This is a genomic window from Candidatus Hinthialibacter antarcticus (assembly GCA_030765645.1).
In the GTDB taxonomy this organism is placed as follows: domain Bacteria; phylum Hinthialibacterota; class Hinthialibacteria; order Hinthialibacterales; family Hinthialibacteraceae; genus Hinthialibacter; species Hinthialibacter antarcticus.
The window spans coordinates 15173-26676 of sequence record JAVCCE010000004.1 but is presented as its reverse complement, the minus strand read 5'-3'; the positions used below and the strand labels follow the sequence as shown (position 1 = coordinate 26676).

9 protein-coding genes are annotated in these 11504 nt (G+C 55.0%); all 9 read left to right on the top strand.

All coding sequences use genetic code 11. The features are described from left to right. Positions 1 to 55: 55 nt before the first annotated feature. The 9 genes from P9L94_01005 (at position 56) to P9L94_00965 (ending at position 11384) form a co-directional block, all read left to right on the top strand. Positions 56 to 526, top strand: coding sequence for an NAD(P)H-dependent oxidoreductase subunit E (locus P9L94_01005; GenBank protein MDP8242630.1), 471 nt, complete (start codon positions 56 to 58; stop codon positions 524 to 526). A 126-nt stretch (positions 527 to 652) separates the two neighbouring features. After that, on the top strand, positions 653 to 1951 hold the full coding sequence (nuoF, locus tag P9L94_01000) for an NADH-quinone oxidoreductase subunit NuoF (protein ID MDP8242629.1): 1299 nt from the start codon (positions 653 to 655) through the stop codon (positions 1949 to 1951). 26 nt (positions 1952 to 1977) lie between these two features. Then, positions 1978 to 4506 carry an NADH-quinone oxidoreductase subunit NuoG gene (nuoG, locus tag P9L94_00995; protein MDP8242628.1) on the top strand — a complete coding sequence of 843 codons (2529 nt, stop codon included), beginning with the start codon at positions 1978 to 1980 and terminating at the stop codon, positions 4504 to 4506. Beyond that, a complete protein-coding gene (gene nuoH / locus P9L94_00990; GenBank protein ID MDP8242627.1) occupies positions 4503 to 5561 on the top strand; it encodes an NADH-quinone oxidoreductase subunit NuoH in 1059 nt (352 codons plus the stop codon). Before nuoG ends, nuoH begins: the two co-directional genes overlap by 4 nt. Positions 5562 to 5564: 3 nt before the next feature. After that, positions 5565 to 6098, top strand: coding sequence for an NADH-quinone oxidoreductase subunit J (locus tag P9L94_00985; GenBank protein ID MDP8242626.1), 534 nt, complete (start codon positions 5565 to 5567; stop codon positions 6096 to 6098). Then, positions 6095 to 6439 carry an NADH-quinone oxidoreductase subunit NuoK gene (gene nuoK, locus P9L94_00980; protein ID MDP8242625.1) on the top strand — a complete coding sequence of 115 codons (345 nt, stop codon included), beginning with the start codon at positions 6095 to 6097 and terminating at the stop codon, positions 6437 to 6439. The genes P9L94_00985 and nuoK overlap by 4 nt, the downstream gene beginning before the upstream one ends. Before the next feature lie 15 nt (positions 6440 to 6454). After that, positions 6455 to 7918, top strand: coding sequence for an NADH-quinone oxidoreductase subunit N (locus P9L94_00975; protein MDP8242624.1), 1464 nt, complete (start codon positions 6455 to 6457; stop codon positions 7916 to 7918). Next, positions 7915 to 9849, top strand: coding sequence for an NADH-quinone oxidoreductase subunit L (gene nuoL / locus P9L94_00970; protein ID MDP8242623.1), 1935 nt, complete (start codon positions 7915 to 7917; stop codon positions 9847 to 9849). Before P9L94_00975 ends, nuoL begins: the two co-directional genes overlap by 4 nt. Next, positions 9840 to 11384 carry an NADH-quinone oxidoreductase subunit M gene (locus P9L94_00965; GenBank protein ID MDP8242622.1) on the top strand — a complete coding sequence of 515 codons (1545 nt, stop codon included), beginning with the start codon at positions 9840 to 9842 and terminating at the stop codon, positions 11382 to 11384. Before nuoL ends, P9L94_00965 begins: the two co-directional genes overlap by 10 nt. Positions 11385 to 11504 lie beyond the last annotated feature (120 nt).

The window sequence follows — 11504 nt, the reverse complement described above, 5'->3', positions numbered from 1 at the left end:
TTTCGTCTGCTTAACTCTTGGCAGACGAATATTATAGCTATGAGGCGATAGCGCGATGACGAGCATGCGCGAGCAATGCCCCGAAAAAGTTGACGACATTCTCAGGCGGTTTCCCCAACGGAAAACCGCTTCGATTCCGCTGCTCTATCTGGCGTGGGACGTATATGGATACGTTTCAGAAGACGCCATGGTCGAGATATCGGAAATATTGAACACCTCGCCCGCATGGGTGGAGGGCGTCGCCAGTTTCTACACCATGTTTCCGCTCAAGCCGCAAGGGAAGTACCACATCGAAGTCTGCACGAACATCTCCTGTCATCTGGTCGGCGCTCAAAACGTCCTCAAGCAATGTGAAAGCCAGTTGGGCATTCACAGCGGCGAACTCACCGAAGACGGTAAGTTTTCGCTGCAAACCGTTGAATGCCTGGCGTCCTGTTCGTGGGCGCCGTGCCTGCATGTCAACGGCAAGGAATACCAGAGCGTTTCACCCGAGCGAGTGACTGAGATCATTAATTCGCTTGAATAGAGAATAAGGCTGGCGGGCAAGCAGGCAATCATCGCAACTCTTATTGCTTGTTTGTTTCGATTGAAAAGTTACAATCACCGGACGGCTTGGCAGAAAAAATAACTATATTGAGTGATTTGGTAAACTATGGCTCAAGAAACCCGTGTCCTTCTCGAACATTTAGGAACGCCCGATCTGCTGACGGTCAACGGCTATCGCGGTACGGGTGGGTATAAATCGCTCGAAAAAGCGCTGAAAGAGCTGTCCCCCGAGCAAGTGACCGAAGAAGTCAAAACCTCCGGCCTGCAAGGGCGGGGCGGGGCGGCGTTCCCCACGGGCATGAAATGGTCGTTTATCCCTAAAAATTCCAACAAGCCCGTTTATCTCGCTTGCAACGCGGACGAGAGCGAACCGGGCACCTGCAAAGACCGCGTTATTATTGACGAAAATCCGCATGTTCTGCTTGAGGGCATCCTGATCGCCTGTTACGCGATTGGTTCCCACAAAGCCTATATTTATATACGCGGCGAGTTTCATCGCGGCGCACAGATTCTCTCGATGGCGATTGAAGACGCCCGCCGCGAGGGGCTGATCGGCGAGAACATCTTCGGAAGCGGCTTTGATTGCGATATCGAAGTCTATCGCGGCGCCGGGGCTTATATTTGCGGTGAAGAAACCGGGCTTTTGACCTCGCTCGAAGGCCAAAAGGGTTACCCGCGCAACAAGCCGCCGTTCCCGGCCATCTCAGGGCTTTATGATTCCCCAACCATTATTAATAACGTCGAAACCCTCGCAGCGGTCCCCGTCATCGTGGAAAAAGGCGGCGAGTGGTTTAAGTCGATGGGTACCGCGAAAAGCACAGGCACCAAATTGCTGTGCATCAGCGGTCACGTCAACAAACCCGGCGTCTATGAAGTGGTGTTGGGCGAGATGACGCTGCGTGAGTTTATTATGGACTTTGGCGGCGGCATCCCCGGCGGTAAGAAGATCAAAGGCGTGATTCCCGGCGGGTCGTCGATGCCGGTGATGCGCGATGAAGAACTCGACGTCAAACTCACGTTTGAAGATATTCACCAAGCGGGTTCGTCGCTGGGTTCCGGCGCCATTATCGTCATGGACGAGACCGTCGATATGGTTGAGATGGCGCTGTTGTTAGCGAAATTTTATGAGCACGAGTCGTGCGGGCAATGTACGCCCTGCCGCGAAGGCACCCGCTGGTTTGTGCAGATTTTAGACGCGATGATGAAGGGCGAAGGCCATCCTGACGATCTCGACCTGTTGCATGATATTTTCCGGTCGGAATTCACTTCGATCTGCCCGTTATGGGTGGCGGCGGTGTGGCCGGTACGCGCGTTTATTAAGCAGTTCCGTGAAGAATTTGAAGAGAAAATCCGCAAGGGCAAGTTTGGCGAAAAGCCCGACGCTTCCGTCGCATTGGCGGGCTAAGCGGCGGATGACGCTGAGGAAATTGTATGTCGGATATTAACGGACAAACGGTTACGTTGACCATAGACGGACGCGAGATCACCGTCCCCAAAGGGACGAGCCTGATCGAGGCGGCCCGTCAGGCGGACATTTTTATTCCGCATTACTGTTACGACCCCGATTTATCGGTGGTCGCCAGTTGCCGTTTGTGTTTGGTTGAAATCGAAAAAGTACCCAAGTTGCAGCCCTCTTGCAACGCGCCCGCTCAAGACGGGCAGGTGGTGTTTACCCAAAGCGAAAAAGTTCTCGACGCCCGCAAGATGCAGATGGAATTTCTGCTGGTGCAGCATCCGCTCGATTGTCCGGTGTGCGACCAGGGCGGCGAGTGTAAATTGCAGGAATACAGCCGCAACCACGGCTTTCATGAAACCCGCTTCCGTTTTCAGCGGCGCACGTTCCCCAAGCCTGACATTGGCCCTTTCATTGATCTCGAGCGCAACCGTTGCGTCTTGTGCAGCCGCTGCGTACGCTTTTTGGATGAAAAGGGCGGCAACGCCGAACTGGCTGTGGTTCAGCGCGGCAACAAGTCGTATATCTCAACCTTCAAAGAAAAGCCGCTGCAAGGCGATTTTACCGGAAACATTACCGATTTATGCCCCGTCGGCGCATTGACCAGCAAGGTCACCCGCTTTCGCGTTCGCGTGTGGGAACTCAAAGACGCGCCTTCGGTGTGCTCCATGTGTTCGGTGGGTTGCAACATTAACATGCAGCACCGCAACCGCACCCGCGAAGTGCTACGCATCACCCCGCGCCCCAATGAAGACGTGAACCATCGCTGGTTATGCGATATGGGGCGCTTTGGCTTCGACCAGTTCAATAGCGGCGAGCGCCGCCGTAATCCTGAAATCAAAAACGAATCCGGCGTGTTGGAAACAACCAACTGGGGCTTGGCGATCAATGAGGCCGTCAAACGCCTCAAGGCGACCGTTGAGTCAAAGGGCGCCGCGTCGGTCGCGGGGCTGATCGGCCCCCGCCAGAGCAACGAAGCGCTGTTTCTCTTTCAGCAATTTATGCGCGAGGCGGTCGGGACGCAAAACATCGACCACCGCACCGAGTATTCCATCACGGATAACGACGACGGCTATCTCACCTCGCTCGCATTGGGCGCGGTCAATCAGCCGCTTGAAGAAGCCCGCCGCGCTTCGGATATTATCATCGTCGGTTCCGACCTGCCCAACGAAGCGCCGATTTTGCGCTTGCAGGTGCGCGAACACAAACTGCGGGGCAAGCAAGTGTTGTTTGCGTATTCGCGCAACACCCGCATGGACGACGATTGCAGCGACCTGTGGTTGTATCACCCCGGCGGCGACGCGGCGTTTCTCGCGGGCGCGTTACACGCAGTGTTCCAGGAAACCAATCAAACGCCAGATGCTGAGACTCAGAAATTACTTGACTCGACCTCGTTTGAAGATGCGCAGGATATAACCCAACTCAGCCCCGAACGCTTTGCCGCGTTTGCGAAACAACTGATTGGGTCTGAAGCGCCGACGCTGTTGTTAGGCGAGTCGGCCTATAACGGCGGCAAAGGCGTTGCGGCGGTGAAACTGGCGGCGGCGTTGTTGAAAGCCGCTGGAAAAACCAGCCATGCGATGCCGTTGAGTTTGGTTTTGCCCTATGTGAACTCACGCGGCGCAGCGGATATGGGGTGTTATCCCCATCGCGGCCCGGGCTATGGGCCGATCAGTGCGCCGGGCAAAAATACCACGGAAATATTAAACGGCTGCATCGACGGTTCGATCCAAGCGTTGGTGTTATGCAACGTGAATCTAATAGAAGAATATCCCGACCGCGCATTGGCGCAAAAAGCCTTGCAGGCGGTCCCGTTATTGATTGTCGCTGGCCCGTTCAAATATGAAACCGGCGAACTTGCGACGGTGTTCTTACCGCTTTCGACCTACTCAGAAGAAGACGGTACATACACAAACTTTGGCGGTCGCGTTCAACGCGCCGAAAAAGCCTTGCCGCAACTGGACGGAACGCTATCCGGCTACCAGGTGTTTCTCGCCTTGGGCGAGCGTTGGGGCTTGGGCTGGCGCCAGGTACGCCCGCCGCAAATCTTCGAGCATATTTCGCAAGCCGCGTCGCATTACAACGGCTTGTCTTGGAGCAAATTAGGCACAGCCGGACAGCAGTCGCTTCCAGTGGATTCATCGCAATTTTCGATTGCGGATGCGTCGCTTCCGTCCCTTAACGGATCGCCGTCCGGCGAGTATTCTTACCGCCTGGTTGGGGGGCGTTCGTTGTTTGACCGCGCTGGCGAGAAGCGGTTCGCCGCGCCAATGGTTGATCGCAGCGCTCCCTGCGCTGCAGAATTGCACCCGGACGACGCCGAAGCGCTTGGCGTATCCGAAGGCGAATCTATCACGGTGGCGGGCGAACGCGGTTCGGTCCAATTGCCCGCCCGCATCAGTTGTTCGACGCAGTCGGGGTGCGTCACCGTCCTTGGGCGGTATGACGGCGTCCCGCTCAATCATATAACCGAAGAGTCTACTCCCTGGGTGAAGATCCAAAAATGACGGAAAGCGCACTGCTCAACGCCCTCATACCCGCCGTTGTCAAAATTGCGCTGATATTTCCAGTGCTGTTGGGCTTCGTCGCCTATTCGGTGTTGCTCGAACGAAAACTGCTGGGGCGTTTTCAACAGCGTTTGGGCCCAACGCGCGTCGGCCCCTGGGGCTTGTTGCAGCCCATCGCCGATGGACTGAAGTTGTTTCTCAAAGAAGATATTATTCCAACCAACGCCGACCGCGTTTTATTTATCGCCGCGCCCGCAATCTCGATGATTACCGCTCTGATGGCGGTGGCGGTGATTCCCTTCGGGCCTGAATTTTCGATCCTGGGCTACGACATGGGGCCGCTGCAAATTGCGGACGTGAACGTCGGCCTGTTGTTCTTGTTCGGCGTGACCTCGCTGGGCGTCTACGGCATTTTTCTCGCAGGGTGGAGTTCCGGTAATAAATACTCACTGCTGGGCGGCATGCGCTCCTCCGCGCAGATGATCAGTTACGAGCTGACGCTGGGGCTATCCGTCGTGGTGATTTTGATGGCGGTCGGCAGCCTGCGAATCAGCGATATCGTCGCCTCTCAAGGCGCGGGCTTTTGGAACTGGTGGATATTCTCGCCGCAGTGGTTTGTGGTTCCTGGCGTGATTGGTTTCTTTTTGTATATCACCTCAGCGTTCGCCGAAACCAACCGCCTGCCGTTTGATTTGCCCGAAGCCGAGACCGAATTGGTTTCCGGTTACAATACCGAATACAGCAGCATGAAATTCGCCATGTTCTTCATGGCGGAATATGTGAACATTCTCGGCGTCTGTTCGGTCGCGACCACGTTGTTTCTGGGCGCGTGGCATTCGCCGCTGCCGTTTGCGCCGTTCACGTTGGTGCCCGGCGTGATCTGGTTTATCTTAAAAGTGTATTTTCTGGTCTTCATTTTTATCTGGATTCGGGCGACCTTGCCCCGTTTCCGTTACGACCAATTGATGTATTTTGGATGGAAGATTCTTCTTCCGCTGGCATTGGTGAATATCATACTTGCGGCGATTGGACTGATCGCCTCCGGGAATATGTAAGACATGGCTGGAACTCTCTTTTTCTGGGTCTGCGCATTGACGGCGGTCTTCGCTGGACTGGGCGTTATTGTTGCGCGCAGCCCCATGCACAGCGCCGTGAGCCTGATCGCGACCCTGGTCTCGATCGCCGGGCTATTCTTGACGCTGCACGCCGAGTTTCTCGCCTGGATTCTGGTGATTGTTTACACGGGCGCGGTTATGGTCCTTATCATCTTCGTGATTTCACTATTGAACCTGGACCGCGAAGAACCGATTGATTACACCACGCAACGAAAATGGGGGCTTGCGGTTCTCGTTTTGTTTTTCCTGTTTTTCCTGGCCTATCTTTTCAGCGACCCGATGGTGACGCTGACTACGCCGGAGAAACCCATGTTGCCGGATGACTGGGGTTCTGCGAAATCGCTGGCGATTGATCTGTTCACGCGCTACATGGTGGTTGTTCAACTGGCGGGCGTGTTGCTGACCGCAGCCGTTATCGGCGCCGTCGTGGTGGCGCGTAAACCCGAAGACGAAGAAGGGGGCGATTCAGCGGTATGATCGGTCTCTATCATTATCTCATACTTAGCGGCGTGTTGTTCAGCCTGGGCGTAATGGGCGTGTTGCTGCGCCGTAATGCGCTCATCATTCTGATGTCGGTTGAACTGATGTTGAACGCCGCCAACCTCGCCATCGTGGCGTTTGTCCGTTACCCGCTGTTTTCAGAGAGCGGAACCATTGTGAGCCAAGACTACTTCGCCGCCGGAAACGGCATGGCGATGGTTTTTTTCATCATGACCGTGGCTGCGGCGGAAGTCGGCGTCGGCCTCGCGATTGTCATTAACTTATATAGACAAAAACACACTGTGAACATCGAAGCGGCGCACTTGTTGAAAGGCTGACGCGGTCGGAAACGAATGACTGAGATTCAATACCCCGATATTTCCCTGTGGGCGGTGCTGCCCCAACTCATTGTGCTGGCCACTGCGGTCGGCGCGTTGTTGGGCGATTTGGCCGTCAAGCGGGTGCAGCGCATTAACATCACCTTGACCTCCATCTTGGGATTGTTGATCGCCCTGTTTGCGACCCGCAGCCTCGAAGCCTCCAGCGACCCGATTTTCGCGGGGATGCTGGTGCGCGACGGGCTGAGTCTGCTGCTCGATCAAATCTTTATCATCGGCGCCATTCTGGTGACGCTCATCAGCCATGACTATGCGCGCCGCGCGCCCAAACAATATGCGGAATTTATGGCGCTGATATTGTTCTCGACGCTGGGCATGATGGTCATCGCCTCCAGCGCAGACCTGATCGCGATGTTCGTCGGCATCGAACTGCTTTCGCTTTCGCTGTTTGTTTTGGCCGGAACCGACAAACACCGCCTCGCCTCCGGCGAAGCCTCCTTAAAATATTTCTTGCTGGGCGCCTTCTCAACGGGCTTTCTGGTGTACGGTATGGCCTTCATTTTTGGCATCACCCGCACCACCAACCTGATCGTGATCGGCCATTCGCTGGTCGAAACCGGCGGAGAAGCCACCCCGCTGTTGGTATTAGGGTTTGCGCTATTGCTTGTCGGGCTTGGTTTTAAGATTTCGCTGGCGCCGTTTCACATGTGGGCGCCGGACGTTTACCAGGGCGCACCCACGCCCGTCAGCGCCTGGATCGCGACCGGTTCAAAAATCGCGGGTTTTGTCGCCCTGTTACGAATCTTCATCTGGCCCGGCATGTCGTTCGCTCCACTGGCGGAGTACTGGGTGGACGGTATTTATTGGCTGGCGCTGATTACCATGATTATCGGCAACGCCGGGGCGTTGGTTCAAACCGATATCAAACGCATGTTGGCCTATTCGTCTATCGCGCACGGCGGCTACCTCAGCATGGCCTTTACTTCACACAACCAGATCGGCGCGGAAGCGCTGTTGTTCTACCTCGCGGCTTACCTCTTTATGACCGTTGGCGCGTTCGGCGTGGTGATTATCGCCAGCCGTTGCGGCAAAGATTGCGAAACGATTTCCGACTTGTCAGGGCTGTCAAAACAGCGGCCTTACCTGGCGGGATTGATGGTGGTCTTCATGCTGTCGCTGGCGGGTATGCCGGGCACGGCGGGCTTCGTCGGTAAGTTATGGTTGTTCGGCGCCGCCATTCAAGCCCAGTATTACACCTTGGCGATGGTCGGCGTGTTGACCACGCTGCTATCGTTCTACTACTACCTTCGCGTCATCATCACCATGTATGTGCATGAAGCGAACGACGAAGATTACTTTAACCGCTATTCGATCTCAAACGGCTTGGCGCTGACGTTATGCGCCGCTGGATTATTGATTCTGGGCGTGTTCCCCAACTTGTTGTGGGGGGCGATTCGCCTTTGCACGGGGGCTGCATGAGCGGCTATCTTTGGTTGATCCCCATACTGCCCGGCCTGGCTGCGGCATTGAACGGCCTCGCGCCGCGCGTCACCGGTAAATGGGCCGGACACGTCGCCGCTGCGTCGATGATCGGTTCGCTTGTCCTTTCAGCGATCACGCTGATGATTGTTCTCGCGCAGGGGCATGATTTTCATGCGCTCGACATCGACTATTTCACTTGGATCAGCGTCGGCGCTCTGGATATCCCCTTCGGCGTTTATATTGACCCGCTGACCACCGTGATGATGATGGTGGTGTCGTTCGTCGGCGCGGTGATCTTTATTTACGCCATCGGCTATATGCACGACGACCCCGGCTACGTTCGTTTCTTTACGTACATGCCGCTGTTTACTTTCTTCATGTTCCTGTTGGTGATGGGCAACTCGTTGCCGTTGCTGTTCGTTGGTTGGGAAGGCGTGGGGCTGTGTTCGTATCTGTTGATCGGCTACTACTACGACCGCAACTACGCCGCCGACGCAGGCATGAAAGCCTTTATCGTCAACCGCATCGGCGATTTCGCCTTTATCATTGGCATGTTGCTGATTTTCTATTATTGCGGGACCCTGAAATTCACCGGAATCTTTGATACCTATTCATCCGTATTCATTGCGGCGGGCGTTCCCATCACGGTGATTACGCTGCTGCTGTTTATCGGCGCCACTGGCAAGTCGGCCCAGCTGCCGTTATACGTCTGGCTGCCGGACGCGATGGCGGGCCCGACCCCGGTCAGTGCGTTGATTCACGCCGCGACCATGGTGACGGCGGGCGTCTACATGATCGTGCGCTTGAACCCGTTGTTCAGCCTCGCGCCCGCGACGTTGTTGGTTGTTGGGACCATCGGCGGAATGACGGCGCTGTTCGCTGCGAGCATTGCCCTGGTGCAGCGCGACTCGAAAAAAATTCTTGCCTACTCAACCGTCAGCCAGTTGGGCTATATGTTCCTCGCCTGCGGCAGCGGCGCGTATGTGGCGGCGATTTTTCACTTGATGACACACGCCTTCTTCAAGGCTTGCTTGTTCCTCGGCGCCGGTTCGGTGTTACACGCTTTTCATCGCGATACCGACGTTGACGTCTTTGAAGCGGGCGGCTTACGTAAAGAAATGCCGTTTACGCGAATTACCTTCCTGGTTGCGACCATCGCCATCGCGGGCATTCCACCGCTGGCGGGTTTCTGGTCAAAAGACGAAATTCTCTGGGAAGCCTTCTACGCAGGCCGCATCTTCTTATGGGTGTTGGGCTTGCTAGCGGCGTTCTGTACCGCGTTCTATATGTTCCGGTTATATAACTTGTTGTTCTCCGGCGAATTTCGCGGGACGGACGAACAGAAATCTCACTTGCATGAATCGCCATTTTTGATGTGGGGGCCGCTGATGGTTCTCGCGGCGTTCTCCATTTTTATCGGCTGGCTGAACATGCCGCTGTTGGGCTTCCACGGCTTCCATGATTTTCTGCATCCCGTGCTTGCGCATGGCGGCGGCCACGAAGAGAAAACCAGTTTCATTGCGGGTTCGGTCTTCTCGAAAGTGACGCTCGAATGGATGCTGGCTGGTGTGTCCGTGATGGTTGCGCTGGCGGGGATTATTCTGGCGCGCATCATTTACGTTTGGTTCCCGGCGTTAGCGGAACGGATGCGAGAGGCGTTTTCGTCAATTCATAAAATGTTATTTGAAAAATACAACGTCGATGAGATGTATGACGCGGCGTTGATTCAGCCCTATTACAAAAGTTGTCACGCAGCCAACTGGTTTGACAACGCCGCGATTATCGGCGGTCTCAACGCGCTCGCCCGATGGGTGGGCGGCCTTGCGGAGCGCTTACGCGTCATTCAGACCGGGCTTGTTCCTCATTACGCAATCGCGACATTGGCGGGTATGGTATTTCTCGTGGTGGTGTTCTTATTATGCTATTGACGTTAATCGTCTTCACGCCGTTGATCGGCGCCTTTGCGCTGTTGCTTATCCCCCGCATGTTCGAGGGGATGCACAAACAGTTTGCGTTGATTGTTTCGCTGGCGCCGTTGGCGCTGTGCGGCGGATTGTGTCTGGCGTTTCCGTACGGCGAACCGGGATTTCACCTGCAAGTTTTAGAGCCGTGGATTCCCGCGCTGGGCGTTGATTTTCGCCTGGGCGTTGACGGCATGAGCCTGGTGTTGGTGGTGATGACCGCATTGCTGACAACGCTGTCGATTGCGGCTTCGTTTGAAGCGATTAAAGATCGCGAAAAAGAATATTACTTCTTCATGCTGGTGCTTGAGACCGGCATGTTCGGTTCATTCGTTGCGCTCGACCTCTTCTTGTTCTATTTGTTCTTCGAGTTGCTGCTGGTGCCGATGTATTTTCTCATCGGCGTGTGGGGCGGCAAACAACGAATTTACGCCAGCATCAAGTTTTTCTTATACACCGCATTTGGTTCGGTGTTGTTGCTGTTTGTAATGTTCTATTTGTACTTCCTCGCTTGGGAGCAATTCGGCGGCAGCCCGTCGTTTAATTATCAGAATTTTGTCGCGCTTACGATTGACCCGACCTTGCAGCGCTGGTTGTTCGTCGGGTTTATTCTGGCGTTTTTGATTAAGATGCCCATCTTCCCGTTTCATACCTGGCTGCCTTACGCGCACACCGAGGCGCCAACGGCAGGCTCCGTCATTCTGGCGGGCGTCTTGTTGAAGACGGGCGTTTATGGCTTTTTGCGCTTCGCTGTGCCGATTTTCCCCGAAGCGGCGGTGGCGTTTACGCCGTGGCTGTTGCTCTTGGCGCTGATCGGCGTGATCTACGGCGCGATGGTGGCGATGGTACAGCAGGACGTGAAGAAGTTGGTCGCCTATTCGTCCGTCAGCCACATGGGCATGTTGTTTGCGGGCATTCTCGCCTGGAACGTCCAGGGCTTGCAGGGCGGCATCGTACAAATGATCAACCACGGTCTTTCCACGGGCGCGTTGTTCCTGGTGGTTGGTATGATTTATGACCGCCGCCATACCCGCGATGTGGCGCAGTTTGGTGGACTGGCGAAAGTGATGCCGGTCTTCGCAACGTTTTTTCTGATCTTCTCTTTGTCTTCGATTGGCTTGCCCGGCCTGAACGGCTTCGTCGGCGAATTTTTAATTCTGGTCGGGCTGATGGGCGCGTCGATCCCGGCGGCGGTGATTGCAGGCTTGGGCGTGATTCTGGGCGCGGCGTATTTATTGCGTCTCTACAAGCGCATGATGTTCGGGCCGATTACGATTGAAGAAAACAAAGACCTCAAAGATTTAAATTCCCGCGAGTTCTTTATTCTGCTTCCGCTTGCGATTCTTTGCTTTATTATCGGCCTCTACCCGCAGCCATTGTTGAAGACCATTGAGCCGACCACCAACCAGATTATCGAATACGTCAAACCGCATTTAGATGAGACTTGGCATGAATCACTCGAAAAAGTCGAAACCGAGCATCACGCCGATACCGACCACTAAGTGGTTTCTATCGAAATCTCTACGATCAAACAGCCGCCTGGGAGACCGGGCGGCTGTTTTTTTGCGAATATGTTAAAGTTAAAAAAAAGTGAAACGATCTCAACTCCCTGGGCGAACTTA

Coding starts and splice junctions, on each gene's coding strand:
- P9L94_01005 (MDP8242630.1), top strand. CDS start 56: ATGACGAGCATGCGCGAGCAATGCCCCGAAAAAGTTGACGACATTCTC.
- nuoF (MDP8242629.1), top strand. CDS start 653: ATGGCTCAAGAAACCCGTGTCCTTCTCGAACATTTAGGAACGCCCGAT.
- nuoG (MDP8242628.1), top strand. CDS start 1,978: ATGTCGGATATTAACGGACAAACGGTTACGTTGACCATAGACGGACGC.
- nuoH (MDP8242627.1), top strand. CDS start 4,503: ATGACGGAAAGCGCACTGCTCAACGCCCTCATACCCGCCGTTGTCAAA.
- P9L94_00985 (MDP8242626.1), top strand. CDS start 5,565: ATGGCTGGAACTCTCTTTTTCTGGGTCTGCGCATTGACGGCGGTCTTC.
- nuoK (MDP8242625.1), top strand. CDS start 6,095: ATGATCGGTCTCTATCATTATCTCATACTTAGCGGCGTGTTGTTCAGC.
- P9L94_00975 (MDP8242624.1), top strand. CDS start 6,455: ATGACTGAGATTCAATACCCCGATATTTCCCTGTGGGCGGTGCTGCCC.
- nuoL (MDP8242623.1), top strand. CDS start 7,915: ATGAGCGGCTATCTTTGGTTGATCCCCATACTGCCCGGCCTGGCTGCG.
- P9L94_00965 (MDP8242622.1), top strand. CDS start 9,840: ATGCTATTGACGTTAATCGTCTTCACGCCGTTGATCGGCGCCTTTGCG.